This window comes from Amycolatopsis sp. NPDC004378, assembly GCF_053602455.1.
On record NZ_JBSGDR010000003.1, the window covers coordinates 44,428 to 70,112 of the forward strand.

At 73.0% G+C, this 25,685-nt stretch carries 24 protein-coding genes; 21 read left to right on the forward strand and 3 right to left on the reverse strand.

Annotation, left to right across the window (positions count from 1 at the left end):
- Positions 1-493: hypothetical protein (locus ACWEN0_RS11790; protein ID WP_451972103.1), on the reverse strand; the 493-nt coding region annotated here is incomplete at its 3' end.
- Between the two features lie 35 nt (positions 494-528).
- Between ACWEN0_RS11790 and ACWEN0_RS11795 the strand changes: the two genes are divergently transcribed.
- The 11 genes from ACWEN0_RS11795 to ACWEN0_RS11845 all read left to right on the forward strand — a co-directional run bounded on the left by ACWEN0_RS11795 (position 529) and on the right by ACWEN0_RS11845 (position 12,303).
- Entirely contained in the window at positions 529-2,370 is a 1,842-nt protein-coding gene (locus ACWEN0_RS11795) for a dynamin family protein (RefSeq protein ID WP_451972105.1), read from the forward strand.
- A 147-nt stretch (positions 2,371-2,517) separates the two neighbouring features.
- Positions 2,518-3,834 carry a dynamin family protein gene (locus ACWEN0_RS11800; protein WP_451972107.1) on the forward strand — a complete coding sequence of 439 codons (1,317 nt, stop codon included), beginning with the start codon at positions 2,518-2,520 and terminating at the stop codon, positions 3,832-3,834.
- Entirely contained in the window at positions 3,831-5,096 is a 1,266-nt protein-coding gene (locus tag ACWEN0_RS11805; protein ID WP_451972109.1) for a hypothetical protein, read from the forward strand. Before ACWEN0_RS11800 ends, ACWEN0_RS11805 begins: the two co-directional genes overlap by 4 nt.
- A 1-nt stretch (position 5,097) precedes the next feature.
- Positions 5,098-6,714: an Hsp70 family protein gene (locus ACWEN0_RS11810; RefSeq protein WP_451972111.1), complete on the forward strand. Its 1,617-nt coding sequence runs from the start codon at positions 5,098-5,100 to the stop codon at positions 6,712-6,714.
- Between the two features lie 108 nt (positions 6,715-6,822).
- Positions 6,823-7,971 (forward strand): MFS transporter, encoded by a 1,149-nt coding sequence (locus tag ACWEN0_RS11815; protein WP_451972113.1) that lies wholly within the window; start codon positions 6,823-6,825, stop codon positions 7,969-7,971.
- A gap of 9 nt (positions 7,972-7,980) precedes the next feature.
- A complete protein-coding gene (gene cutA, locus ACWEN0_RS11820) occupies positions 7,981-8,304 on the forward strand; it encodes a divalent-cation tolerance protein CutA (RefSeq protein WP_451972115.1) in 324 nt (107 codons plus the stop codon).
- Positions 8,305-8,314: 10 nt separating this feature from the next.
- On the forward strand, positions 8,315-9,016 hold the full coding sequence (locus ACWEN0_RS11825) for an RraA family protein (protein ID WP_451972117.1): 702 nt from the start codon (positions 8,315-8,317) through the stop codon (positions 9,014-9,016).
- Between the two features lie 59 nt (positions 9,017-9,075).
- Positions 9,076-9,723 (forward strand): response regulator transcription factor, encoded by a 648-nt coding sequence (locus ACWEN0_RS11830; RefSeq protein WP_451972119.1) that lies wholly within the window; start codon positions 9,076-9,078, stop codon positions 9,721-9,723.
- A 71-nt stretch (positions 9,724-9,794) separates the two neighbouring features.
- Complete coding sequence (locus tag ACWEN0_RS11835; protein ID WP_451972121.1) at positions 9,795-10,193, forward strand: ATP-binding protein; 399 nt, start codon at positions 9,795-9,797, stop codon at positions 10,191-10,193.
- A gap of 53 nt (positions 10,194-10,246) precedes the next feature.
- Positions 10,247-11,929 carry a PAS domain S-box protein gene (locus ACWEN0_RS11840; RefSeq protein ID WP_451972123.1) on the forward strand — a complete coding sequence of 561 codons (1,683 nt, stop codon included), beginning with the start codon at positions 10,247-10,249 and terminating at the stop codon, positions 11,927-11,929.
- On the forward strand, positions 11,926-12,303 hold the full coding sequence (locus tag ACWEN0_RS11845; RefSeq protein WP_451972125.1) for a response regulator: 378 nt from the start codon (positions 11,926-11,928) through the stop codon (positions 12,301-12,303). Before ACWEN0_RS11840 ends, ACWEN0_RS11845 begins: the two co-directional genes overlap by 4 nt.
- 4 nt (positions 12,304-12,307) lie before the next feature.
- Here ACWEN0_RS11845 and ACWEN0_RS11850 read toward each other — a convergent pair whose 3' ends face one another.
- Entirely contained in the window at positions 12,308-12,694 is a 387-nt protein-coding gene (locus ACWEN0_RS11850; RefSeq protein WP_451972127.1) for an STAS domain-containing protein, read from the reverse strand.
- Positions 12,695-13,167: 473 nt separating this feature from the next.
- Here ACWEN0_RS11850 and ACWEN0_RS11855 point away from each other — a divergent pair, with 473 nt between their 5' ends.
- From ACWEN0_RS11855 to ACWEN0_RS11865, 3 genes are all read left to right on the forward strand, one after another.
- The gene (locus tag ACWEN0_RS11855; RefSeq protein ID WP_451972128.1) at positions 13,168-13,476 is read left to right on the forward strand and encodes a DUF4326 domain-containing protein; all 309 of its coding nucleotides are present in this window, start codon (positions 13,168-13,170) and stop codon (positions 13,474-13,476) included.
- 52 nt (positions 13,477-13,528) lie between these two features.
- Complete coding sequence (locus ACWEN0_RS11860) at positions 13,529-16,078, forward strand: hypothetical protein (protein WP_451972130.1); 2,550 nt, start codon at positions 13,529-13,531, stop codon at positions 16,076-16,078.
- 239 nt (positions 16,079-16,317) lie between these two features.
- On the forward strand, positions 16,318-16,497 hold the full coding sequence (locus ACWEN0_RS11865) for a hypothetical protein (RefSeq protein ID WP_451972132.1): 180 nt from the start codon (positions 16,318-16,320) through the stop codon (positions 16,495-16,497).
- On the opposite strand, the gene ACWEN0_RS11870 is transcribed toward ACWEN0_RS11865, so the two are convergent.
- Positions 16,494-17,939: a phenylacetate--CoA ligase family protein gene (locus tag ACWEN0_RS11870; RefSeq protein WP_451972134.1), complete on the reverse strand. Its 1,446-nt coding sequence runs from the start codon at positions 17,937-17,939 to the stop codon at positions 16,494-16,496. The genes ACWEN0_RS11865 and ACWEN0_RS11870 overlap by 4 nt on opposite strands.
- 28 nt (positions 17,940-17,967) lie before the next feature.
- Between ACWEN0_RS11870 and ACWEN0_RS11875 the strand changes: the two genes are divergently transcribed.
- The 7 genes from ACWEN0_RS11875 to ACWEN0_RS11905 all read left to right on the forward strand — a co-directional run bounded on the left by ACWEN0_RS11875 (position 17,968) and on the right by ACWEN0_RS11905 (position 25,572).
- Positions 17,968-18,456 (forward strand): MarR family winged helix-turn-helix transcriptional regulator, encoded by a 489-nt coding sequence (locus tag ACWEN0_RS11875; protein ID WP_451972136.1) that lies wholly within the window; start codon positions 17,968-17,970, stop codon positions 18,454-18,456.
- A 196-nt stretch (positions 18,457-18,652) separates the two neighbouring features.
- The gene (locus ACWEN0_RS11880; RefSeq protein WP_451972138.1) at positions 18,653-19,840 is read left to right on the forward strand and encodes a hypothetical protein; all 1,188 of its coding nucleotides are present in this window, start codon (positions 18,653-18,655) and stop codon (positions 19,838-19,840) included.
- Between the two features lie 97 nt (positions 19,841-19,937).
- The gene (locus ACWEN0_RS11885) at positions 19,938-20,243 is read left to right on the forward strand and encodes a DUF1883 domain-containing protein (RefSeq protein ID WP_451972139.1); all 306 of its coding nucleotides are present in this window, start codon (positions 19,938-19,940) and stop codon (positions 20,241-20,243) included.
- A 408-nt stretch (positions 20,244-20,651) separates the two neighbouring features.
- Positions 20,652-23,192 carry a glutaminase domain-containing protein gene (locus ACWEN0_RS11890; protein ID WP_451972141.1) on the forward strand — a complete coding sequence of 847 codons (2,541 nt, stop codon included), beginning with the start codon at positions 20,652-20,654 and terminating at the stop codon, positions 23,190-23,192.
- 22 nt (positions 23,193-23,214) lie between these two features.
- A complete protein-coding gene (locus ACWEN0_RS11895; RefSeq protein ID WP_451972143.1) occupies positions 23,215-24,357 on the forward strand; it encodes a type III PLP-dependent enzyme in 1,143 nt (380 codons plus the stop codon).
- Positions 24,350-24,709 carry an adenosylmethionine decarboxylase gene (gene speD, locus ACWEN0_RS11900; RefSeq protein WP_451972145.1) on the forward strand — a complete coding sequence of 120 codons (360 nt, stop codon included), beginning with the start codon at positions 24,350-24,352 and terminating at the stop codon, positions 24,707-24,709. The genes ACWEN0_RS11895 and speD overlap by 8 nt, the downstream gene beginning before the upstream one ends.
- The gene (locus ACWEN0_RS11905) at positions 24,709-25,572 is read left to right on the forward strand and encodes a spermidine synthase (protein WP_451972147.1); all 864 of its coding nucleotides are present in this window, start codon (positions 24,709-24,711) and stop codon (positions 25,570-25,572) included. The genes speD and ACWEN0_RS11905 overlap by 1 nt, the downstream gene beginning before the upstream one ends.
- Positions 25,573-25,685 lie beyond the last annotated feature (113 nt).

Consider the following 25,685-nt stretch of genomic DNA (forward strand, 5'->3'; position numbering starts at 1 on the left):
CAACGAGCAGGCCTCGACCGGTGGCCACGGGAGCATCTTCCAGAACGAGCAGGGTCACGGTGGTCGTGGCGGTGATCAGTTCAACGAGCAGGCCTCGACCGGTGGCCACGGGAGCATCTTCCAGAACGAGCAGGGTCACGGTGGTCGTGGCGGTGACCAGTTCAACGAGCAGGCCTCCACGGGTGGCCACGGGAGCATCTTCCAGAACGAGCAGGGCCACGGCGGGCACGGTGGGAACCAGTTCAACGAGCAGGCCTCGACCGGCGGCCACGGGAACATTTTCCAGAACGAGCAGGGCCACGGCGGAAACCAGTTCAACGAACAGGCCTCCACGGGCGGCCACGGGAACGTCTTCCAGAACGAACAGGCCCACGGCCACCACGGCGGCGACCAGTTCAACGAGCAGGCGTCCACCGAGCACGAGCACGAGCACCACCACGGCGAGGAGCACCACCAGGACCACCACGCCGACTACCACCACGACGTCGACCACATCTGAGCCGGCGTAGGCAACCCAGGGGAGCGGTCATGCAGGAGCCGAGCGGCGGGGGGCGCATCGCCCTCGACACCCTCGACCTCGCCGTCAAGGGGGCGAAGGCCTACGGGCGGGACGATCTCGTCCAGCGCCTCACCGACGCCCGGCGCCTGCTGTCCGAGCCCGACGTCACCGTGTACGTCGTCGGGGAGTTCAAGCAGGGCAAGAGTTCTCTCATCAACGCCCTGCTGACCGCCAAGATCTGCCCGGTCGACGACGACATCGCGACCGCGGTGCCGACCGTCGTCCGCTACGCGCCGGAGTCCGGGGCTCTGGCGACCTACGAGCCGGCCGATCCGTCGTCGCCGCCGTGGACCGAGCGGATCTCCCTCGAGGACCTGCCCAGTCACGTCAGCGAAGCCGGAAACCCCGGCAACGTCCGGAAGCTCAAGTCCGTCACGGCTTCGATCAGCCGCCAGCTGCTCTCCGGCGGGCTGGTGCTGGTCGACACCCCGGGCGTCGGCGGGCTCGGCTCGCTGCACAACGCCGTCACGGTCAGCTCGCTGCCGCGGGCGCACGCCGTCCTCTTCCTTTCCGACGCCTCCCAGGAACTGACCGCCGCCGAGCTGCGGTTCCTCCGGACGGTCAAGGAACTGTGCCCCAGCGTGTTCTTCGTCCTCACCAAGATCGACCTCTACCCGCAGTGGCGGCGGATCCTCGAGCTGAACGCCGGCCACCTCGAGGCGTGCGGCATCACCATCGACACCGTCGCCGTCTCGTCCGAGCTGCGGACGGTCGCGGCGCGCTCGGCCGACCAGGACATGAACGTCGAATCCGGGTTCCCGCAGCTGGTCAAGCGGCTGCAGGGCGTGGTCGGGGACGCCGAGCGGTCCGCACTCAACGCCGTGGGCCTGCACGTCGCGTCCGCGGTCGGGCAGCTGCACGCCGCCCTGCGGGCCCGCCGCACCGCGCTCGTCCACCCCGAGCAGTCCGCCGGCCTCGTCGCGGAGCTCGGCCGGGTCAACGACCGCGTCGACGCGCTGCGCAGCCAGTCCGCGAAGTGGCAGCAACTGCTCTTCGACGGCTTCGCCGACATTTCGTCCGATGTGGACTACGACCTGCGCGCCCGCTCCCGCGGCGTGCTGCACGAGGCCGAAGAGGCCATCGACGAAGGCGACCCCGCCAAGAACTGGGACGAGTTCGAGAAGTGGCTGCGCCAGCGCCTCGCGAACGAAACGCTCGAGAACTACGCGACCTTCGTCAAGAACGCCCGCGGTCTCGCGTCCCGTGTCGCCGACCACTTCGAGCTCGCCGAGTCCCAGGCCGTGCTGCCGCGCGAGGTCCAGGCGCCGGTCGAGGTCGTCGAGGAGATCGACATCGATTCGTCGTTCACCGGCGTCAAGACCCGCGGGGCCACCGGGATGGCCGCGTTCCAGAAGGCCTACAGCGGCTTCCTGATGTTCTCCATGCTCACGAAGATGGCCGCGCTCGTCATCCCGACCCCGTTCGGCGTCGCCGCCGGCCTGCTCATGGGCCGCTCCGGGTTCATGGACGAGCGCAAGCGGCAGCTGGAGAAACGCCGCAGCCTGGCCAAGACCGCCGTGCGCCGGTTCGTCGACGAGTTCAACCTCCAGGTGGGCAAGGACTCCCGCGACGCGATGCGGACCGTCCAAAGAGAACTCCGCGACGCCTACAGCGCGCGTGTCGAAGAGCTGCAGCGGTCCCTGACCGAAGCGCTGGCGAACGCGAAGAAGGCCGTCGTCGACGACGACGCCGAGGCCGCCGAGCTGAGCCGCCTGGAGGCCGACATCGAAGCCCTCGAAGTGCTCGGCCGCCGCGCCGACGAACTCACCCTGCGCAGTGCGCCCAAACCCGTCCCGGCGGTGACGCGATGATGCCGCTCTACGTCCAGGTCCGCGGGTTCGTCGCCCGCGCGTGCGCCGGGTACGCCCGCCGAGCCGCAGCTGCGGCAGATCGCGGGCCGGCTCGCCGAACCGCTGCGCGTCGCGATCGCCGGCCGCGTCAAGGCCGGGAAGTCCACGTTGCTCAACGCGCTGGTCGGCCAGGAGCTCGCGGCGACGGACGCGGGGGAGTGCACCCGCGTCGTCACCTGGTACCGCAACGGCCCGACCTACCGGATCATGCTGCACCCGGTCCGCGGGATGCCGCGCCAGCTGCCGTTCGGCCGGCTGTCCGGCACCCTCGGCCTCGAGCTCGGCATGGCACCCGACGACGTCGAGCGGCTGGTCGTGGACTGGCCGTCGCCGGCGTTGCGCGCGATGACGCTGATCGACACGCCCGGGCTCGGCTCGGCGCGCTCGGCCGTTTCCGAACGCACCGAGGTCGCGCTGGTGCCCGAGGGCGACGGCGTGGGCACCGCGGACGCCGTCGTGTACCTGATGCGGCACGTCCACGGCGACGACGTCCGGTTCCTCGACGCTTTCCACGACGACCCGGCGCAGCGCCGCCCGGTGAACACGATCGGCGTGCTGTCCCGGGCGGACGAAGTGGGGCACGCCCGCACGGACGCGCTCGACTCGGCCGCGAAGATCGCCGAGCGCTACGCCCGCGACTCCCGCGTGCGCGGGCTCTGCCAGACCGTGGTCCCGGTGGCCGGCCTGCTGGCCAGCTCCGCCGCGTCGCTGAAGGAGTCCGAGTACCGCGCGTTCCGGGTCCTGGCGGCCGCTCCCGAACCGGAGGCGGCGCGGCTGCTGACGTCGGCCGACCGGTTCGCCCGCGCCGAGTCCGAAGTGGACGTTCCGGTCGCCGAGCGCACCGACCTGCTGGCCCGTTACGGCCTCTTCGGCGTCCGGCTGGCGGTCGAGCTGACCCGCGGCGGGATGGTCACCGGCGCGCGGGCGTTGTCCGGCGAACTGCTGGCCCGCAGTGGCCTGCACCGGCTCCGCTCGCTGTTGACGACGCAGTTCGCCGCGCGGGCCGACGTGCTCAAGGCACGCTCGGCGCTGCAGGCGGCCGAACTGGTATTGCGGGCCTACCCGGACCGCACGGGCGGGCTGCTGCACGAATGGGAACGGATCGTCGCCGGGGCGCACGAGTTCGCCGAGATCCAGCTGATCGATTCGATCCGGCTCGGCGTCGTGCTGTTCACCACCGACGAGTCCGGCGACGCGGAACGGCTGCTCGGCGCGGCCGGGGTGGACGTGCCGAGCCGGCTGGGCCTGCCGCCGAACGCGGGCCGGGCCGCGATCCGGCAGGCGCTCGGCGCGCAGCTGCTGAGGTGGCAGCGGCGCGCCGAGCACCCCGCCTCCCCGCGCGACGTCCGCGACGCGGCCCGCGTGCTGGTGCGGACGTGCGAAGGAATCCTGCTCAGCGAAGCCCGGGCGGAGGTCTTGTCGTGAACGAGCTGCCGAAGAAGATCAAGCGGGCGGTCACGGCCACCGCCGGCGCCGTCGCGTCGGAGGTGGCGGGCAACCTGCTCACGCCGGGTTCTCCCGCGACGACGGCCACACCGCCGCCGCAACCGGCACCCGCGGCCGCGGAGACCGCGCACACCGACCCCGGCCACGACTACGTCCCGCACGTGGAGACCAGCACGGTCACCCGGGGCGAGGACGGCTCGGTCGAGGCGCGGACGGGCACGGTCTGGCACCCGGAGACCACCGGCGGCGCGCCGGTCGAGGACCTGCCGACCGTCGAGGAGTTCGAGCAGATCGACGTCCGCGAAGACGAGTTCGGCAACTTCGTCATCGACGCCGCCGAGCGGTTCGTCGTGCACAACCACGGCCACGACGAGGTGTACGCCGACCACCAGCACGTGGTCGTGCCGGGGGACGGGACACCGGGCGACACGGACATCGACGTCGTCCAGAACGCCGGCATCGTCGTGCACGAGCACCCGGACGGCTCGATCTCGGTGGAGCACGCGGGATCGCTGACCTACGAGCTCACGCCGGACGCGCCGGGCCACGGCGACATCGAGGTGTTCCAGGAGGAGACGGTCGCGCTCGACGAGGCCGGGACCGGGCCGCCGGGGATCGCCGTCGCCGTCGGCGTCGACGAGAAGGCGACGGCCGAGGACCCGTTCGGCGAGCCGGCCGGGCCGGCCATCCACCAGACCGAGGTGATCACGGACAGGGCGCGCGGCGCCACGGTCACCACACAGGTCACCGCGCCGGCGCCGGCGCTGCCCGGCCCCGCGGCCCCGCCGGTCGTCACGTTCGGCCGTCAGCCGTCCACTGTGGACCTCGCGCCGGCACCGCCGATCGCCGTCGAGACCACGACGCTGGCGGCGTCTTCGTCGCTGGCCGACCACCCGCCCGCGAAGCACAGTTTCGCGACCGAACGCGAACCGGTGCACCACGACGCGGGTGAGGTCACGGGCAGCCGGCCGCAGCCCGAGGAGAAGGACCACCCGTTCGAGCCCCCGCGGCACCACGAGCCGGACCACGAGCACGGCACGGGTCAGCTGCCGGATCCGGGGCACCTGCCGGACACCGGCCACCTGCCGGGCGACCCGCCGCCCGAGCCGCCCGAACCGCCGCCGGCCGAACCGCCCGGCCCGCCGGCGCCGGAAGAACACCACGAACACCTCGAGGAACCGGCGCCGGTTCCCGACGACCACCCGACTTTGGACCACGCGCACGCGGACGGCGGAGGCTGACATGGGCTACGGACTGGGCATCGACCTCGGCACCACGTTCACGGCTGCCGCCGTCGACAGCGCCGGCCACGTCGAAATGGTGTCCCTCGGCGACCGCACGGCGGCGATCCCGTCGGTCGTGCTGCTGCGGGCGGACGGGAGCGTGCTGGTCGGGGACGCGGCGAGCCGGCGCGCGGCCGTCGAGCCGGACCGGGTGGCGCGGGAGTTCAAGCGGCGCTTGGGCGATCCGACGCCGGTGCTGCTCGGCGGGGCTCCGCATTCGGTGGCGTCGCTGATGGCGCACCTGCTCGGGTACGTCGTCCGGACGGTCGCCGGGCAGCAGGGCGGCCGGCCGGACCGGATCACCCTGACGCACCCGGCGAACTGGGGGCCGTACAAGCGGGAGCTGTTCGAGCAGGTGCCGCGGCTGACCGGGATCGACCGCGTCGGCCTGATCACCGAGCCCGAGGCCGCGGCGGCGCACTACGCGTCGCAGGAACGGCTCGAGGACGGCGCGGTCGTGGCGGTGTACGACCTCGGCGGGGGCACGTTCGACGCGACCGTGCTGCGCAAGCGCGGCAACGGGTTCGAGATCCTCGGCACCCCGGAAGGCATCGAAGGGCTCGGCGGCGTCGACTTCGACGAAGCCGTGTTCGGCCACGTCGACCGGGCGCTCGACGGGAAGCTGTCGCAGGTCGACCCGGACGACCCGGGCGCGGTCGCGGCGGTCGTCCGGCTGCGCCAGGAATGCGTGCTCGCGAAGGAGGCCCTGTCGGCCGACACGGAGACGGCGATCCCGGTCCTGCTGCCTTCGGTGCAGACCGAGGTGCGGCTGACCCGCGGCGAGTTCGAGGAGATGGTCCGCCCGTCGATCACCGCGACGATCGGGTCCCTGCACCGCGCGCTGCGCTCGGCGAACCTGCGCCCGGCGGACCTCGGCGCGGTGCTGCTGGTCGGCGGCTCGTCCCGGATCCCGCTGGTGTCCCAGCTGGTCTCGGCCGAGCTGGGCCGCCCGACGGCGGTCGACATCCACCCGAAGTACGGCGTCGCCCTGGGGGCGGCGGCACTGGCTTCGGGCCGGTCGGGGCTGGTGCAGGCGACGCGCTCGCACCCGGCGATCCGGCCGGTGCCGCCGCCGCCCGTCCCGCAACCGGAAGGCCCCCGGCTCCCGGTGCCCCAGCCGGACGTCTCCCGCGTGCCGGCGCCCCGCGAGGAGACCCGCGCGATGGCCGGCCCCGGCTTCGGCGCGGGGGCACCCCCGCCGTCCCTGGGCCGGGTCAAGTCGGACGCGAGCCCGGGACGGCGGGCGTCCCGTCGCGGGGTGGTCATCGGGCTGTGCGCGGTCGCGGTGGTGGCGATCGGCGGGGTGGCGGTCGCGGTGAGCAGCTCGGGCAATTCGTCCGGCGGCACGACCCCGCCGGGCTCGAGCTCGGCGAGCGAGACGCCGACGCTGGTGAGCGTGCCGTCCCCGGAAGCCCCGGAGACCACGCACGCGACGGTGGCGGCACCACCCCACACGAACCCGCCGGTGACGACCCACCGCAAGACCCCGCCCCGGACGACGACCCCGACGCGCACGACCACCCCGACGACGACCACGACCCCGCCGACCACGACGAGCACGAAGACCACGAACTGAGCACCCGGCCGTCGGCGCGCTCAGTATGTGAGAGATTTTCCAGCCCATGGAGTGAAGCCCGGGTGCACGCCGTTGACCCTGGCCCCGGCCGGGCCGCAAGTAGACCGGGTGATCACCCTCCTGCCGGCCCCCACCGCCGCCGGCCGTCAGCTCGCGGTGCTCGCCGCGGTGCAGGTGTGCGCCCTGAGCGTCTGGTTCTCCGCCTCCGCCGTGGTTCCGGCCCTGCGCGCGGAATGGGGGCTCTCGCGGGAGCACACGATCCTGCTGACCGTGACCGTCCAGGCCGGGTTCGCGGTCGGTGCGGTGGTTTCGGCCGCGCTCAACCTCGCCGACCGGGTGCCGCCGCAGGCGCTGATCGCCGGCAGTGCGCTGCTCGCGGGCGGCGTCACCGCCGCCCTGCCGTGGTGCGCGCACGGGCTCGCCGTCCCGCTGCGGTTCGTCACCGGCTTCGCCCTCGCGGGGGTCTACCCGGTCGGGATGAAGGTCGTCGTCTCGTGGTTTCCGCGGCAGCGCGGGATCGCGCTCGGCGTGCTGCTCGGGGCCCTGACCGTCGGCTCGGCCCTGCCCAGCCTGCTGAACCCGTTGCCGTGGCGGACGGTCCTGCTGTGTTCGGCCGGGCTGGCGACGCTCGGCGCCGGCATCGCCGCGGCGTTCGTCCGCCCCGGTCCGGATCGCCGGCCCTCGCCACGGTGGCAGCCGCGGTACCTGGTGCGGATGGCCACCGATCGCCGGCAGCGGCTGGTCTGCCTCGGCTACTTCGGGCACATGTGGGAGCTCTACGCGCTGTGGGCGTGGCTGCCCGCCTACCTCGCCGCGACCGGCGGACCGGGCGGTGTGCCGCCGTTCGTCGTCATCGGCGTGTGCGGGGCGGCCGGGTGCGTGCTCGGCGGCGCGCTGTCGGACCGCTGCGGACGCGTGGTCGTCGCGATGGCCGCCATGCTCGTCAGTGCGGCCTGCGCGCTGCTGTCCTATGTCGTGTCCGGCACGTCGCTGCTGGTGCCGGTGCTCCTGGTCTGGGGCGTCGCCGTCATCGCCGACTCCGGTCAGTTCTCCGCCGCCCTCGCCGAGACGGCCGATCCGCGCTACGTCGGCACCGCGCTCACCGCCATGACGGCGTTCGGGTTCCTGCTGAGCGCGGGCACGATCCAGCTGCTGCCCCTGGCCGCCGACGCCGTCGGCTGGCGGGCCGCGGTGCCGGTGCTCGCCGTGGGGCCGCTGCTCGGCGCGTTCGCCCTGCACCGCCTGCGCCGCCGGTAACCTCGCGGCATGGCGGCAGAGCACGTGGTCGTGACGACCACGACCGACTCCGAAAGCGCGGCCCGGGAGCTGGCCGCGAAGGCGATCGAAGCGCGGCTGGGGGCCTGCGCGCAGGTCGTCGGCCCGGTGACCAGCGTCTACCGCTGGGACGGCGAGGTGCGGACCGACCGGGAATGGCGCGTCGAGATCAAGACGACCGCCGAGCGGGTGCCCGCCCTGACCGAGCACCTCGGCCGGCTGCACGGCTACGACCTGCCGGAGGTGATCGCCACCCCGATCGTCGGCGGCAGCGCCGCGTACCTGGCCTGGCTGAGCACCGAAACCGGTGGCTAGATTCGCAGGCATGGAAGACCTCGTGCCGCGCTTCACCACCCTGACCACCGCTCACCTCGCGGACGCCTGCATCCGCGCCGGGCTCCCGGTCCGCTGCGCGCCGGCGGGCACGCGCGCGGTGGAGCCCGGCACCCGGGTGATCGGCCCGGCGGTCCCGGCCCGGCACGTCGGCAGCGTCGACGTCTTCCTGGAGGCGTTCGAGCAGGCCACGCCCGGCGGCGTGCTGGTGGTCGACAACGGCGGCCGCCTCGACGAAAGCTGCGTCGGCGACCTCGTGGTGCTCGAGGCGCGCGCCGCCGGGCTCGCCGGCGTCGTGATCTGGGGCCTGCACCGCGACACCGCCGACATCCGGGCGATCGGGCTGCCGGTGTTCAGCCTGGGCTCGCTGCCCACCGGCCCGCTCAGCCTCGGCCCGCGGGTCGACGGCGGGCTGGCCGAAGCGATCGTCGGCACCTGGCGGATCGGCCCGGGCGACCTCGTGCTCGGGGACGACGACGGCGTCCTGTTCGTCCCGCTGGCCCGCGCGGACGAGCTGTTCACCCTCGCCGAGGGCATCCGGGACACCGAACGCCGTCAGGCCGACCGGATCCGGGGCGGCGAGCCCCTGCGAGAGCAGGTCCGCTTCGCCGAGTTCCTCGCCGCACGCGAACAAGATCCGGCGCTGACGTTCCGGGCGCACCTGCGCGCCGTGGGCGGTGCGATCGAGGAGTGATCACGGCGGCCCGCGAGCGCCTAGGATGGACCGACCGACCCGTCCACCGAGGGATGCCCGTGAGCAGCGCCGATGACCCCCGCCCCGTGCGCGTCCTCCTCGTCGAGGACCACGACATGGTGGCTGAGGCCCTGCAGCTGGCCCTCGACCGCGCGGACGGGATCACCGTGATCGGCCGCGCCCGCTCCCGCGCGGAAGCCGTCGCCGACGCGCGCGAGCACGAACCGGACGTCGTGCTGCTCGACCGGCGCCTCGCCGACGGTGACGCCCTCGGCGTGCTCGCCGAGCTCGGCTCGGGCGGTGCCCGGGTGCTCGTGCTGACCGGGGACGCGACCCCGGCGGTCGCCGTCCAGGTCGCCAAGGCGGGCGGGGCCGGGCTCCTGCTCAAGTCGTCTCAGCTGGGTGTGCTGGAGGCGGCCGTCCGCGACGTCGCCGCGGGCGGCGTCGTGTTCGACCAGGAACTGCTGCCCGAGATCTTCGACCGGCTCACCGGACGGCGGCCCGCCCGCGGCACCGAGCTGACCGCGCGCGAGCGCGAAACCCTCGACCTGCTCGCGGAAGGCGCCACCACCGACGAGATCGGCGCGCGCCTCGGCGTCTCGCGCAACACCACGCGCAACCACGTGCAACGGGTGCTGGAAAAGCTCGGCGCGCGGTCGAAGCTCGAAGCGGTCGCCGTCGCGCGCCGGGAGGGCCTCATCGGCTGATGCAGCTGCACCAGCCGCGCGGTCGTGTTTGCATCTCGTGCGGCCGGGCCGGCGGACGCACGCTGGACGACGTGGACCTCCCTGCGCCCTTGACGGCCGAGTGCGCCCTGACCGACCTGGCGGGCGGCATGGCCGTCGTGCGCCGGTTCGCCCGGCTCGCGCTCCAGGCCTGGGCCAGCGGCGCGGACGTCGACGACGCCCTCCTGGTCGTCACCGAGCTCTCGACCAACGCGCTCCGCCACGGCACCGGCCGGCCCGTGCTCCGGCTGAGCGTCGGGGCCGGGCACGTGCGCGTCGAGGTGTTCGACGACGACCCGGCCCCGCCCGTGCGCCGGTCTCCGGGGGCCGACGGGGGCTGGGGCCTCGCCCTCGTCGAGCGGCTCTCCCTGGCCTGGGGGACCGCCCGGCACGGAGCGGGGAAGGTGGTCTGGTGCGCGCTGCCGGCACCGTCGGCCGAACTCGCCGGCTGAGGCCGGCGCGCCCGCGTCGTGCCGGGCGGGCCGCAGTCCGGCACAGTGGCCGCATGGACGACCACGGGATCGCACTGCTGGATCCGGAAGGCCGCGTGACGAGCTGGAACGCGGCGGCCGAACGCATCACGGGCTGGCCGGCGGACGAGGTCGCCGGCCGGCCGTTCGGGGCGTTCGTCCCGCCGGCCGGCGGTGACGACCGGCGGGTCCGCAAGGACGGCGGGCCCTTCCGGGCGAACGTGGTGATCACGCCGTCCTTCGACGAGCAGCACCGGCTGCGGGGGTTCGAGGCGGTCCTGACCGAACACCACGACCCGGCCGGGGACCGGTTGCGGCTGCTCGTCCAGAGCGTCCAGGACTACGCGATCTTCGTGCTCGATCCCGGTGGGCACATCGCGAGCTGGAACGCGGGTGCCGAGCGGATCAAGGGGTGGTCGGCGGAGGAGATCATCGGCCGGCACTTCTCGGTGTTCTACCCGCCGGAGGACGTCGCGGCGGGCAAGCCGGAGCGGGAACTGGAGGTCGCGGTCGAGCAGGGGCGGCTGGAGGACGAGGGCTGGCGGGTGCGCAAGGACGGCACGCGGTTCTGGGCGAACGTGGTGATCACGGCGTTGTTCGACGAGCAGGGGCGGTTGCAGGGCTTCGGGAAGGTCACCCGCGACCGGACGGAACGCCGGGACGCCGAGCAGGCGCTGCGCGAGAGCGAGGAGCGCTTCCGGCTCCTGGTGCAGAACGTGCTCGACTACGGGATCTTCATGCTGGACCCCGGTGGGCACATCTCCAGCTGGAACGCGGGTGCCGAGCGGATCAAGGGATGGTCGGCGGAGGAGATCATCGGCCGGCACTTCTCGGTGTTCTACCCGCCCGAGGACGTCGCGGCCGGGAAGCCCGCTCGGGAGCTGGAAGTCGCGATCGAACACGGGCGGCTGGAGGACGAGGGCTGGCGGGTGCGCAAGGACGGCACCCGGTTCTGGGCGAACGTGGTGATCACGGCGTTGTTCGACGAGCAGGGCCGGTTGCAGGGCTTCGGGAAGGTCACCCGCGACATGACCGAGCGCCGCACCGCCGAGCAGGCGCTGCGCGAACGCCGCCGGCTCGTCGGGCACCTGGTCGACGCGCAGGAGGTCGAACGACGCCGGATCGCCTGGGACGTCCACGACGAGTCCATCCAGTCGATGGTCGCCGTCGGGATGCGCCTGCAACTGCTCGCCTCGCGGCTGCCGGAGCCGCACGCGAGCGCGGTCGAAGGGCTCGACGAATCGGTGCGCGCCGCCATCGGCAGGCTGCGCGACCTGGTGTCCCGGCTGCGCCCGCCGGAACTCGACCGCCACGGCCTCGTCGAGGCCGTGTCCGCGTACGCCGACGACGTCACGGGGCACTGGGGCCTGGCGCACTCGGTGCTCGACGAGCTCACCGCGGAGCCGTCGCCGGAAGCGGCGATCACGATCTACCGGATCTGCCAGGAGGCGCTCAGCAACGTCCACAAGCACGCCCGGGCCACCCGCGTCGACCTGCGACTGTCCACAGTGGACAACGGCACGCTCGTGCGGATCGCCGACGACGGCGTCGGCACGATCGCCGACGGCGCGGGTGCGGGTCACTTCGGGCTGGTGGAGATGCGCGAACGGGCCGAGGCGGCACACGGCTGGCTGTCGGTGACGGGCACCCCCGGCCAGGGCACGGTCGTCGAGTTCTGGCTGCCGAAGCTGCCCGACCTGACGGGACTCGAGCAGTGACCGAGGTGCGGGTGCTGATCTCCGACGACGACGCGATGATCCGAGACGTCCTCAAGGAGGTCCTGGACTCCGAATCCGACATCGCCGTGGTCGCGGTGGCCGGCGACGCCGACGAGGCGATCCGGCTCGCCGAGCGCCACCGGCCCGCGGTCGCGGTCCTCGACGTCCGGATGCCGGGCGGCGGGGGCGCCCGCGCGGCGCGCGAGATCACCCGGCGCAGCCCGGAAACCGCGATCCTGGCCTTCTCGGCCTACGCCGACCGGACTTCGATGGCCGGGCTCGCCGCGGCGGGCGTCACCGAGTACCTCGTGAAGGGCGTGCCGAACGCGAAGATCGTCGAGGCCGTCCGAAGACTGGGGACGCCCCCTCCGTGAGCGCTCAGCCGACCGGGTTCACGACGTCGTCGAAGTCCGTCGGCAGCAGCGCGAACAGCCGCCGGACGGCGCGTGACCGCCCGGGGTCGACCGCCAGGCGCGCCCCGGCGGTGTCGGCGAGCAGTTGCGCCCGCAGCAGCGAGTTCAGCCCGGCGACGGAGAAGAACGTGACGCCGCAGAGGTCGATGACGACCTCCACGAGGTCGCTGCGGATGCGGGACTGGAGGACTTCGTCGAGTCTCCGGGCGGTGCACAGGTCGACTTCGCCGGCCACCCGCACGAGCACGGTGCCCGGAGCGGGGTGCAGGACTCGCAGGGAGAGGTGACCACCGGCGTCGAGCCAGCCGGTGGAGAGGAGCTCGTGGTCGGCCGAGCGAGGTTCAGGAACCATCGCGGGCACACCCTTTCGTCGGGCAGCTGGGGATGCCGGACGCAGGTCGGACGGTGCCCGGTCAAGGCAGCCCGCCGGCCCGGGCGCGGAACGTCCGGCAGCGGCTGACGGCTCAACCGAACTCACAGCATAGTGCATCTGCACTAGTCCAACCACCGCCGGTGACCTCGGGATCGGCCGTGCTGGTTCTGCGGTGACGACGTGCCCGGCGCCGGAGCGCCGCGCCGGTTCTGCCGTGACACCCGTCTGGCGGGTCGGTGCCGGAGCGGCCAGGCTGGTCGCGCCGCGTGCCCGGGTGTTCGCAACCGACCTGGCGCGCGATCCTGCCACCGAATCCGTGCGGGCGGCTCGCCCGGGCGCGTTCGGCGGGCGGCGGCACGTAGCTCGGCGCGCGCCGAGCCGGTTCTGCCGTGACACCCGTCTGGCGGGTCGGTGCCGGAGCGGCCAGGCTGGTCGCCGGGAGAGGAGGAGCCATGCCCACCACCGTCGTCAACCTGAAGGGCCACCGCGACGACCCGGACTACGCCGACGTCGTCTACGTCGGGCGGCCCATGCACCGGGGCGGCTGGCACCTGGCGGGGTCGAAGCTCGCCAGCCCGTTCCGCCCCGGCCCGGACGGCACCCGCGAGGAGGTCGTCGCGAGGTACCGCGAGTACCTGCTCGCCCGGCCGGACCTGCTCGCGCTCCTGCCCGAGCTGCGCGGGAAGCGCCTCGGGTGCTGGTGCGTGCCGGAGCTGTGCCACGCCCAGGTGATCGCCGACGTCGCGGATCACGGCCCGTAACAATCCGCACCCCCTCCGCGAGTAACCTGGCGACACGAGGGGGTGATCGGTGGTGCCCGGCGGCTTCGATCAGGCGGAACTTCCGGCGGCTCACCGGATCCGGTGGTGGTTCGCGGCGGTGGCGGCGGGGATCGTCGCGGCCGGCTTCGCCGTCGTGCCCTACCTGCCCTTCTTCCAGAACTGGACGTTCGTCCGGGACCCGAAGGTCGCGAGCGTCATCACCTGGACCGTGCTGCAGACGTCGGTCGTGGTGGTCTCCGCCGTGCTGACGCTGTACTTCGTCGGCAGGGCCCGGCTCGAATCGGCGGCTTACCGGGCCAACCAGATCGACATCCGGCTCTTCGCCGACGAGCGGCCGGCCGGCAGCCACGACCGCGAGATCGATTCCGCCGTCGAGCTGACCGCGACCTTCAAGCGGATCCTCAACGACTCCCGCCTCTACACGCCGACCCCGGTGCCCGGCGCCGGCGTGTCCTACGACTTCATCCAGATCGTCGAGCACGCGGGCGACTCCGCGGACGGCTGGTGGAAAGCGGTCAGCAAGCTGGTCCGGCTCGCCCAGCCGCCGGCCGCGTTCACCGTCACCGGCACCATCCGGCCGGGCAACACGACCGGCCGCTACCAGCTCATCCTGGAACTGGTGCGCGTCCCGCGCTTCGCCGCGAGCCCGCTGGTGATCGAGGACGAGAACTGGCCGCGCGTGCTGCACCGCGCGGCGAACGCCGTGGCGGCGCTGGTCATCCCGCGCAGCGCCTACGTCCGCACGAACATCCACTGGGCGGCGTGGCGGGGCGCGAAGATCCCGTACGAGCTGTTCGACGCCTACCAGCGCGCCAACCACTTCATCACCTACCGCCGCTACGACGAGGCCCTCGCCGAGTACTACCGCGCGGTGAGCCTCGACCCGTCGAACGTCTACATCAGACTCGAGATCGCCGCCCTGCAGGAACAGCTGGACCTGCACCTCGACGCGCTCGCGACGTACGACGACGTGATCACCGTCTGCAGCCGGGGCCACCCGAAGCTGGCCCGGTGGTGGATCGGCCCGGACTTCGCGCGCCAGCCGCGCCACGCGGGCCGCGGCCGTGACGTCGCCCTGCTCATCGCCCGCTACCGGCACGCGCTCGTCCTCGGCCACGGCGACTCCGTCGCCGGTTCGTGGTGGGTGCGGCGCACGACGGCCGGCGCGCCCGACGACGCCCGCGCGCTGCGGCGCGCCGAACTCCGGGCGGCCCTGGAGCTGCGCTTCCGCCGGTACGTCGACCTCGACGTCCGGGTGCGGCCGTACGCGATCCCGCGGGAGAAGCGGGTCGAACTGCACCGCCGCGTGCTCCGGGTCCCGGCCGAGGAGGTCGTCGTCCACGAGGCGACGCCGGAGAAGCTGGCCGAGTACAACCAGCGCGCCGCCGAAATGCGGTCGTACTTCTGCGCGCTGTCGCAGTACGAGATCGAGCGGCTCGTCGCGGACTACCGCCGGTTCGGCCGGCGCTGGCGCCCCAGCTGGCAGCAGCTGACCAACCGCGCGCTCGACCTGTCGCTGGTCTGGGCGGTGGTGCGGCGCGCGATGGCGGACGTCGAGCCGGTGACCGGTGCGGTCCCCGAGCCCGCGGTCGCCTACCCGGGCAGCCGCGTGCGCCTGGCCGACGTCTGCCCGGACCGGCGCTGGCCGCCGGACCCGAAGGCGCTCGACGACACCGTCGAAGCGGCCGGTCCGCGGAAGTCGTGGGAGGAGTGCTACAACGCGGCGAGCGTGTACGCGGTGGCGATGCTCGAAGTCGGCCCGCGCGGCGAACGCGATCTGCGCGACCGCGCCCGCAACCCGCGTCTGGTCGGCGAAGCACGCGACGAGGTGGCCCGCCGCGCGGTCCGCGAGCTGTACCACGCCGCGACGATCAGCCACAGCGGCCGGCTGCCGGAGCGCCGGTCGTGGGTGATGGGGGAGGACCCCGACCTCGTCGCGCTGCGGGGCCACGAGCTGTTCCGGGTGTTCGAGATGGTGACGTTCTCCCCGGACCGCGCCGCGCCGCTGCGGCCGCAGCGCGCCCACGTCTGGGAGCAGGTCGGCTACGTCCGCCAGCTCGTCGCGGAGATCGCCGGCTGCCGCGCGCACTTCTGGCGGGCCCGGGCGCTCGAACCCGCGCCGGACGGCCGCACGCTCGACCGCTGGCGTTCGGCCGACCGCGACGCCTGGCGCAGGCTCGCCGAGCTGGCTCGCGGCAAGCAGGACTGGTACACGCGCTACCAGGCGATCTGCGCGTTCCGCGCGTGGTCGGCCGACTCGGGCTATCCGGGGTCGATCGCGGGATTCCCGTTGTACAGCGAGGAAAAGCTGCACTCGCAGCTGCGCGGCGCGGCCGGCCCGCGGGTCAAGGCGGGCCTGGACGCGAACGCCGTGGTCCGCGAGTACGTGCGCCTGTGCGACCAGCGGCTCGACCAGCTGACGACCGACATCGCCGAGCTCGTCGAGCAGTCGACGGTCGACGACTTCGCCGGCTGCGCGGACCTGTGGACGGCCCTCGGCTCGTGGTTCGACGACGACATCGCGGACCGATCGTCCGCCGACGAACGGCGTGAGCGGTTCCGGAAACTGATCCGGTCCTAGACTCACCGGCGTGCGAGAGAGGGTGCGGACGCTGCGCGCGGACGAGCGCGACTACACGTGGCGGGCGACCATCGGCTCCGTCCGCGGCGACGACGTCGACGTCCACCGGTGCATCAGGGTGCGCGTCTGGGGGTGCCGGCAAGAACAGCCGCGCGCTGGAGGCCGACCTGCTTTCGAAGGCCACGAGCAGCGGCTGGACCCCGGCCGACACCGACGGCGCGTACCCGGCGCCGGCCGATGTGCGGCGCCTCGTCGCGCACGCGCTGGCCGCCGGCTGGGATCCCGGCGCGCTCGGCGGGACGTTCCGGCTCACCGAGGCGCACGGGCTGGAGCTTCCGGACTTCCTGATCACCGATCGCCTGCGCGACCCGGGCGCGGCGGACCCGACCGAGCGGGTCCTCCGGGCATCCGAAGCCTAGGACTGCCGCGTGTAGCGGTGTTTCACCCCGGCCGGGAAGTACTCGGGATCGCCTGCCGGGCGCAGGACGACGTCGGGCCGCTGCCGTTCGGCCGGGACGTAGTGCGCGAATTCGCTGTTGAGCCGCAGCAGCTGCTCGCGCACCGACTCGGCGATGCGGTCCGCGTCGGCGGTGGCGCCCGGTGCCGTCTCTACCGTGATCCGCAGCCGGCGGTCGCGGTCGGCGTCCTCCACCGACTCGATGACGAACTTGCCCGTCACCGTGTCGCTGATGCCCGGCTGTTCCAGCCCGACGGTGACGTTCTCCGGGTAGACGTTCGCGCCGAAGAACGACACCGTGAACAGCGAACGGCCGAACACGTACACGAACGGCAGCTCCGGGCCGGGCGGCGGCGTGAAGCCGTGGCGGGCGCAGTAGGCGAGCAGTTCGTCGTGGGCGATCAGCCCGCCGTCGTCGGCGATGTGGTAGCGGACCAACGGGATCCCGCCGTCACCGGTGAAGACCAGCGTGCCCTCGTGCACTTCGAAGAAGCGGCTCGCCGGGTCGTACTGCACCAGCGTCGGGAGGCGGCCGTCGCCGAAGACCTCGCGCGCGAGGTCCGGGTGGTCGGCGAAGAACCGGCGGATGCCCGCCGACACCGGGGTTTCGGTGCCGAGCACGCCCGCGTCGGCCGTCCCGTACAGGGACGCGATGTGGCGCACCGGATCGGCGATCCCGGCCCGCCGGCCCACCAGTTCGCGCCACTGCTCGCTGAACACCTCGCCGGCCAGCACGAGCTTGATCGCGTACGCCGGCCAGTCGACGCCCTCGGCCAGGCCGGTGTCGACGACGTCCTTGACGAACGGCGGGTAGCCCAGTAGCACCACCTGCTCGAAGTGCGGCGCGAGCTCGGGCAGCACGCGCAGGATCTCGGCCTTGTTGTTGCCCGGCGCCACGACGGTGATCGGGCAGCCCTTGGCCGCGAGGTGACGCACGCAGGCCGTGGTGAACAGGCCGCCCACCCAGGTGCCGAGCGGGAAGCAGACGACGGCCAGCGTGCTGCGCTCGGCGGCCTCGAACGCGTCCACCAGCACGGTTTCGAACCGGCGCGCCACGTGCAGCTCGTCTTCGAGGGCGCGCGGCCAGACGGTCGGGTGACCGCTGGACCCGGAGGAGACGGCGATCATGTCGAGCCCGGCGAAGGTGCCGTCGCGGCACAGCTCGGGCAGCGGGTACCTGCGGTGGTAGCCGGCCTTGTCGACGAGCGGCAGCTTGGCGAAGTCGGCCATCGTCAGGACGTCTTCGGGCGCGATCCCGTGCTCCCGCAGGAACTTCCGGTACGCGGGCACGGTCTCCGCGGTCCGGTGGAACAGCGCGAGGACGTGGTCCGCGGGCGGCGGCGCGGGCGGGCCGAAGAACGAGTCGAACGCCTGCCGCACGCGGGTCTGCCGGCCGAGGTCCATGATCGGAGCATAGCGGCCGGAGCGTGTCATGATGGGCGGCGTGAGCACCTCCGCCGAGCAGCAGCCCGCCGGCCCGCCGTTGACCCTCTACCTGGTCAAACGGCTCGAGCTGGCGATCCGCGCGCTGCTCGACGACGCCCTCCGGCCGGTCGGGCTCACGACGTTGCAGTACACCGCGCTGACCGTGCTGGAGGCGAGTGGCGCGCTGTCGTCGGCGCAGCTCGCCCGGCGCTCGTTCCTGCGCCCGCAGACCATGCACGAAATGGTGCTGGCCCTGGAAAAGCGCGGGCTGATCGCCCGGACCCCGAAGCCGGAGAACAAGCGCGTCCTGCTGGCCGGCCTGACCGACGCGGGCCGCGCGCTGCTCGTCGCGTGCGCACCGGCGGTCGCGGAGGTGGAGGACGCGCTGCTGGCCGACCTGAGCCCGGGCCAGCGCGCGACGTTCCGCGAGGGCCTCCAGCACGGCGTGTTGACGCTGGGTGCGTTGTCGGAGCTCCGACGCTCTCAGGAAGCCTGATTTACCGCGGAGCTACGTTTCCGCGTGCGACTGGGTCATCCGGCTACTCCACCTGGACGGTCAAATCAGGCTTGCTGAGACCTCTGCGCTAGGCCGGTCGAGTGGAAGCGGCAGGCGGCGCGTAGCCCGCGTGTGGTGGCGGGCGTTGGAGGGTACGTCCCAGATCTGCATCTCGCATTCTGGAGGTTCGCCGACCGTGACCGGGGCTCGCGACGTGGCTGGCACAGTGGCCGCCGCCCGACGGCTCCTGGCGGTCGCCGGGGCCATCGCCGGGTTCTGGCTGCTGTCGTGGCTCGTGTCGGGGCACGCCCAGGCGGACCCGCTGGGTGCGGTGGTTCCACCGGCGGGTTCCGGTGTGGTGGCACCGGCGGCGGGGGCCGCGCTCGAAGGGTCTTCGCAGGCGCGGTCTGCCGTGCGGGCGGGATCGGCGCCGGTGGCAGAGCCGGTTTCGCAGCCGCGGTCCGCGGCGCGGGTCGGTTCGGCGGCGCCGGTTTCTCGGCCGTCGGCCACTGAGCCGATCGTGGCGTCGGTGAGGCCTGCGGTGCCGGTGGCCGGGGCAGCCAAGCCCGTGGTGCGCCCGGTCGCGACGTCGGCCCGGTCTGTGGCGGCGCCGGTCGTGGCGTTGGCGAAGCCAGTGGTGGATGCGGTTGTGCTTCCGGCGGTGCCGGTGGCCGGTGCGGCTACACCCGTGGTGCGCCCGGTCGCGGAATCGGCCCGGTCTGCGGCGGAGCCGGTCGTGGCGTTGGCGAATCCTGTGGTGGCGCGGGTTTCCCGGCCGGTGGCCGATGTGGTCAAGCTTGCGGAACCCGTCGCGCGAGGGGTGGCTTCCACCGCGCCGGTGATCGAACCCGTGGTGAACGCAGTCGCGCCGGTCTCGCGACTCGTCGGGTCCGTCGTCCCGGTGATCAAGCCGGTGCTGGATGCCACCGCGCCCGTCATCGAACCGGTCGCCACTGGCGTCTCGCCCGGGACCACTGCCCCGACCACCCGGCCTGGCATCGTCCCCCCGCTCACCGAGCCGGTCGATGCCGAAACCCCGCTCGCGAACTCGCTGACCCGCGAGGCCGACCTCGGGCGGGCAATCTTTGCCGCCCCACCGAAAGCCAAGCCGGCCGGACGGGTCCCGGCCTCCCGCACCCGGCCGGCCGTAACCACGAAGACACCGGAACACCGCACCTCGGCGACGACCGCGCACCAGCCGGGGGACACCCCGGGCCCGCGGGGCCCGGCCCCCGCCGATGCCGCCTGGGGGAGCAGCCCCACCGTTCCTCCCGCCTTCCTCACCCCTGGCTCCGGACCCCGCGCCACCCGGGCGTTCGCGCCGTCGCACGGGGACTTCCTGCCGCTCTGGCGGCCGTGCAAGCCGGGCACCGGCCCCGGCTAGACCCGTCCCGGACTCCCGATCCGTCGTGCGCTCCGCGGCGTGCTCCGCGCTGCCCGCGACAACCAGAACGCAACCCACACGTGGAAGAGGGACGAAGATGGAAGCGAGTGTGTTCGACCTCGGGAAGGTGCGAAGAGACGCGGTGGTCACCGTCCGCCTGGACGCGATGGCCAACGTCAGGCTCCTGACGGAGGTCAACTTCCAGGCTTACCGGCGCCGGCAGTACTACCGGATGCACGGCGGCGTGGCCACCGCACCGATGTTCAAGATCCACATCCCCGCCAACGCCCACTGGTTCCTGGTCGTCGACGCGGAAGGGCTGGAGAAGCTGCCCTCGCGTCCCCGGGTGAACGTCGAACCCGAGCCGGCCGTCACCGCCCGTGGGCGCAGCGGCCGGCGGTGACCGTCACCGCGACCTTCGCGGCCCCGATCGCGTCTTCGGGGCAGGCGATCGAAGACCACGAGGCCGGCACGGTGGCCGGGGCGTAGTGCCCCCGTGTCGTGGATGCCCTGCAGCGGGTCGGGACCGCTCACCGAAGGCGGCCGGCCCGGCTCGCGGCAGGGCACCGAACGAGTACTGCCACGACGCCCGTTCGGCCGGGCACCGTCGCCGGCCGCGGTGATCCGATCCCCGGTGACGGCCACGAACCCCGGCCCGGGTGCGCGGGACCACCGGTGACCCGCACCGGACCGGCGATCCCACTGGTCCGCACCCTCCTCGCGACCCCGACCAACGGCGGATTTACAACGTTGTACCAACGATGTAAAAGTATCTCCGCACCGGCTCGTACGCCGTTGGAAGGGGCCACTGATGTCCTCCCTGGAACTGACTCGCCGTGATCTGCTCCGGCTCGCCGGGGGCTCGGCCGCCGCCGTGGCCGTGGCGCTGTGGCTGCCCGGGACGGCGGCCGCCGCGGGTACCTTCAGCCCGATCCGGCCGCCCGCCACTCCGCTGATCGTGCGTTCTCCCTACCTGTCCACCTGGCAGGCGAGCGACACCCTGCCCGGCACCTGGTCGAGCTTCTGGACCGGCCACATCACCGCCCTGTGCGGGCTCGCCCGCATCGACGGCGCCGCGTACGTCTTCGCCGGCTCGCCCGCCTTGCCGTCCGGGCCGGCCCTCACCCCGATGACCCAGGTGAGCCTGCAGGTCACCGGTACCCGCTCGACCTACGTCCTCACCGGCGGCGGGGTGAACCTGACCGTCACGTTCTTCTCTCCGGTCGACCCGGCGAACCTGCAGCGCCAGTGCGTCCCGTTCGGCTACGTGACCCTTCAGGCCGCCAGCGCCGACGGTCGCGCGCACGCCGTCGACCTGCACTTCGACACCTCGGCCGAGTGGGTGCACGGCGACACCTCGGCCCAGGTCACCTGGACGCAGCAGCAGTCGGGTGGCTACACGCTCCTGAGCTGCACCCCGGCAAGCCCGGGCGTGCTGCAGGAGAACGGCGACCAGGCAAGCTGGGGTCAGCTCGTGCTCGCCGCGCCGACGTCCGGCGTGAGCTGGCAGATCGGGCAGGACACCGTCGTGCGCGCCGCGTCGGCCGGCCAAGGCGGCCTCGCCGACACCAGCGACACCGCCCAGCCGCGCGCGATCAGCGACCGCTGGCCGGTGCTGGCCTTCAACAAGAACCTCGGCACGATCCCGGCAGGCGGTTCGTCGAGCCCGTTCACGCTCGCGATCGGGCACGTCCGCACACCCGCGGTCCGCTACCTCGGCACCCCGCTGAACCCGTGGTGGACGCACTACTGGGGCAGCTGGCAGGACATGGCCGTCTGGTTCGCGAACGACTACGCGAGCGCGCTGTCGGCCGCGACCGCGATCGACCAGCGGCTGCACGACGACGCCGTCGCGGCGGCCGGCGGCGGCAGCACGGGCGAGCACTACGCCGGGATCTGCGCGCTGGCGCTGCGCCAGGCCTTCGGCGGCACCGAGCTCGTCGACCGCGGCGGCTCGCCGTGGGGCTTCCTCAAGGAAATCTCCTCCAACGGCAACATGTCCACTGTGGACGTCACCTACCCGGCGTTCCCGGCCTACCTCTACCTTTCCCCGGCCTACCTGCGGCTGATCCTGGAGCCGCTGCTGGACTACGCCGAGCGCGGCGGCTGGCCGATGCAGTACGCCGAGCACGACCTCGGCACCCACTACCCGGACGCGACCGGCCACAACGACGGCAACGAGGAGAGCATGCCGGTCGAGGAGTCGGCCAACATGCTGATCATGGCCGCCGCGCTCGTGCAGCGGCTGCCCTCGGCCGACGCCGTGGCCTTCGCGAACACCCACTACCGGATCCTGCGCCAGTGGGCGGAGTACCTGATCGGCAACACCCTGGACCCCGGCTTCCAGAACCAGACCGACGACTTCACCGGGTTCATCGCGCACAGCGCCAACCTCGCGCTGAAGGGCATCGTCGGCGTCGGTGCGATGGGGGTGATCGCCGCCGCCGTCGGCAACACCGCCGACGCCCAGCGCTACCGCTCGGTGTCCCGCAGTTACGTCAGCCAGTGGGTGACGCTCGCGCAGGACTCGTCGAACCAGCACCTCAAGCTCGCCTACGACCAGGCCGGGACGTGGAGCCTGAAGTACAACGGCTTCGCCGACCGCGTCCTCGGCCTCGACCTGGTCCCGCTGGGCGTCGCGGCGCAGGAAGCGGCCTGGTACCAGGGCCGCGCGGGCGCCCACGGCGTGCTGCTCGACCCGCGCAACGACTACACGAAGGCCGACTGGGAGCTGTGGACCGCGGCCTGGCTGACCGACCAGCCGACCATCCGGACCACGCTGGTCGAAGGCGTCTACAGCTACGCCGACACCACGCCGCAGCGGGTGCCGTTCTCCGACTGGTACGTCGTCGCCGACGCCACCCAGCGCGGGTTCCAGGCCCGGCCGGTCGCCGGCGGCTACCTGGCGCTGCTGACGCGGCCCGCGGCGTCGGCGACGGTGTGGCGGAAGCTGCAGAACCAGCGTTCGGGCAAGGTGCTCGCCGTGTCGAACATGTCGCTCGCCGACACCGCGGAGGTCACGCAGTGGACGGACAACGGCACGGCCGACCACCTCTGGGCGGTCGTCGACAACGGCGACGGCACGGTCCGGATCGTCAACCGCAACAGCGGCAAGATCCTGGCCGTGCACGACCAGAGCCTCGACAACGGCGCCCACGTGCAGCAGTTCCAGGACAACGGCACCCCCGACCACAACTGGCGCATCGTCGACGCGGGCGGTGGCTGGTCGAAGATCGTCAACGTCCGCAGCGGCAAGGTGATGGCCGTCGACCAGCAGTCCACCGCCGACGGCGCGCAGGTGACGCAGTGGGAGGACAACGGGACACCGGACCACCTGTGGCGGTTCGTCTGACGCCGTTTGCGAGACTGGCGGAGTGTGTGCCGACCCCCTCCGCCGCTTCCTCGACGACCGGGACCCGCCGACGCCGTGCCTCGTCGTCGACACCGACGCCGTCGCGGCGCGGGCGCTGGAGTTGCGCGCCGCGTTCCCCGGCGCGCTGATCCGGTACGCGGTCAAGGCCAACCCGGCGCCGCCGGTGCTCGACGCGCTGGTGGCGGCCGGGATCGGCTTCGACGTCGCCGGGCCCGCCGAGCTCGCGCTGTGCCTCGGGCGCGGCGCGGCCCCGGCGGACCTCGCCTACGGCAACCCGATCAAGAAGCCCCGCGACATCGCCTTCGCGTTCGAGCGCGGCGTCCGGGAGTTCACTACGGACGCGCCGGACGACGTCGACCACCTGGCCCGGCACGCGCCGGGCTCGGCCGTGTCGGTCCGCGTGGTGCTCGACGCGCCGGACTCGGTGACGCCGTTCGGCCGCAAGTTCGGCTGCGAGCCGGCCGAAGCCCTGGACCTGGTGCTGCGCGCGGCCGCGCGGGGCCTGCGGCCCGGCATCGCGTTCCACGTCGGGTCGCAGCAACCGGACGCCGGCGCGTGGGAGATCGGGGTCGCGACCGCGGCGAAGCTCTTCGCCGAAGCCGCCGCTCAGGGCGTCGGGATGACCCGGCTCAACCTCGGCGGCGGCTTTGCGACGACCCATCGCACCGAGGTCCCTTCACTGGCCACCTACGCGGAGAAGATCGCCTCGGCGCTCGACACGCACTTCCCGGCGGCGCGGCCGGAGCTGCTGCTGGAGCCGGGCCGGGTGCTCGTCGCCGACGCCGGGCTGCTGCGCACCGAGGTCGTGCTGGTCGCGCGCCGCGGGGAGCGGCGGTGGGTGTACCTCGACATCGGCCGCTACAACGGGCTCGCCGAGGCCGAGAACGAGGCCATCGCCTACCGGTTCGAGCCGGTTTCCCCGCACGACGGCCCGGCCGGGCCGGTGGTGCTCGCCGGGCCGACCTGCGACGGCGACGACGTCCTCTACCAGCGGACGCCGTACGAACTGCCGCTTTCCCTGCGGACCGGTGACCGGCTCGACGTGCCCGGCACCGGCGCCTACACCGCGAGTTACGCGTCGGTGGGGTTCAACGGGATCGAGCCGCTGCGCACCCACTGCGTCGGGTGGTGGGGAGATGCCTGAGATCGGCCGGTTCACCGGGCGGCACGTGCTGGCCGAGCTGCACGGCGTCGACCCCGCCCTGCTCGACGACGCGGCGCGGCTGGGGGAGCTGCTGCGGGCGGCGGTGACGGAGGCGGGCGCGACGGTCGTCGACGTCGTGGCGAAGCGGTTCGCGCCCCAGGGCGCCACGGTGATCGCGCTGCTCGCCGAGTCGCACGCGTCCGTCCACACCTACCCCGAGCACGGGTCGCTCTTCGCCGACGTCTTCACGTGCGGCGAGCGCGCCGACCCCGAACACGCGCTGCGGCTGCTCGCGAAGTCGCTCGACGCCACCTCGGTCCACCTGTCCGTCCTGCACCGCGGAGAACCCTGATGCCTCTCGTCCACGAACCGGTCGGCCCCGGCCTCACCCGCGTCTGGGAGGTCGGCGAGGTGCGGTACGAGGCGCGCACGCCGTACCAGGACGTGCTGATCGGGAAGACCGCGCAGGGGATTTCACTGTTCTGCGACGGGGAACGCCAGAGCACCGAAGCGAGCCAGCTGGTGTACCACGAGGCGCTGATGGTGCCCGCGCTCCTGCTGGCCGAGCAGGTCCGGCGGGTCCTGGTCGTCGGGTCGAGCGAGGGGGTGGCTTCGCAGCTCGCGGTGGCCGCGGGCGCATCGCTGGTCGACCACGTCGACATCGACGAGCAGGTCGTGCGGGCCTGCGCCGAGCACCTGCCCTACGGCTACACGACCGAGGACCTGGCTCGCGACGGCGGGCCGGTCCGGGTGTCCTTTGCGGACGGCTGGGCGTTCCTGGCCGAAGCCGAGGAGCGGGGTGACACCTACGACGTGGTCGTCATCGACCTGCCCGACGAGACCACCGATCCCGACGCGCAGCACAACCGCTTGTACGGCAAGGACTTCCTCGGCCGGTGCGCTCGCCTCCTGGCGCCCGGCGGGGTCGTGACGTGCCAGGCCGGGTGCCCGACGCTCTGGCGCAACGAGACGCTGCTCGCGTCGTGGCACCGGTTCCGCGAAGTGTTCGGGACGGTCCTGTACTTCGGTTCCGACGAGCACGAGTGGGCGTTCCTCTCCGGACGGACCGACCGCGTCGAGGAGCCGGGCGCGCTGGTCGCGCGGCGGTTCGCCGAGCGGGGGAGCCGGGCCGTGACACTCGACGCCGAAACGCTCCTCGGCGGCGCGATCCCGCCCTATTCGCTCCGGCACTCCAGTGGTCCGGACCACCGGTGACCGTCGATTATCCGCTATTCCGAACTCCGTGAAGATGAATGTGCGGGAAATGGATTTCCCGCACTCCGGGCCGTCGTGTTACTCCGTTCAGTGGCCGTCGAAAAGGTTGCGAT

Bases quoted from the DNA above. Each gene is read 5' to 3' on its own strand.
- speD (WP_451972145.1), top strand. From the start codon at position 24,350: ATGCCTGAGATCGGCCGGTTCACCGGGCGGCACGTGCTGGCCGAGCTG.
- ACWEN0_RS11810 (WP_451972111.1), top strand. From the start codon at position 5,098: ATGGGCTACGGACTGGGCATCGACCTCGGCACCACGTTCACGGCTGCC.
- ACWEN0_RS11825 (WP_451972117.1), top strand. From the start codon at position 8,315: ATGGAAGACCTCGTGCCGCGCTTCACCACCCTGACCACCGCTCACCTC.
- ACWEN0_RS11905 (WP_451972147.1), top strand. From the start codon at position 24,709: ATGCCTCTCGTCCACGAACCGGTCGGCCCCGGCCTCACCCGCGTCTGG.
- ACWEN0_RS11795 (WP_451972105.1), top strand. From the start codon at position 529: ATGCAGGAGCCGAGCGGCGGGGGGCGCATCGCCCTCGACACCCTCGAC.
- ACWEN0_RS11870 (WP_451972134.1), bottom strand. From the start codon at position 17,939: ATGGACCTCGGCCGGCAGACCCGCGTGCGGCAGGCGTTCGACTCGTTC.
- cutA (WP_451972115.1), top strand. From the start codon at position 7,981: ATGGCGGCAGAGCACGTGGTCGTGACGACCACGACCGACTCCGAAAGC.
- ACWEN0_RS11875 (WP_451972136.1), top strand. From the start codon at position 17,968: ATGATGGGCGGCGTGAGCACCTCCGCCGAGCAGCAGCCCGCCGGCCCG.
- ACWEN0_RS11855 (WP_451972128.1), top strand. From the start codon at position 13,168: ATGCCCACCACCGTCGTCAACCTGAAGGGCCACCGCGACGACCCGGAC.
- ACWEN0_RS11885 (WP_451972139.1), top strand. From the start codon at position 19,938: ATGGAAGCGAGTGTGTTCGACCTCGGGAAGGTGCGAAGAGACGCGGTG.
- ACWEN0_RS11890 (WP_451972141.1), top strand. From the start codon at position 20,652: ATGTCCTCCCTGGAACTGACTCGCCGTGATCTGCTCCGGCTCGCCGGG.
- ACWEN0_RS11840 (WP_451972123.1), top strand. From the start codon at position 10,247: ATGGACGACCACGGGATCGCACTGCTGGATCCGGAAGGCCGCGTGACG.
- ACWEN0_RS11850 (WP_451972127.1), bottom strand. From the start codon at position 12,694: ATGGTTCCTGAACCTCGCTCGGCCGACCACGAGCTCCTCTCCACCGGC.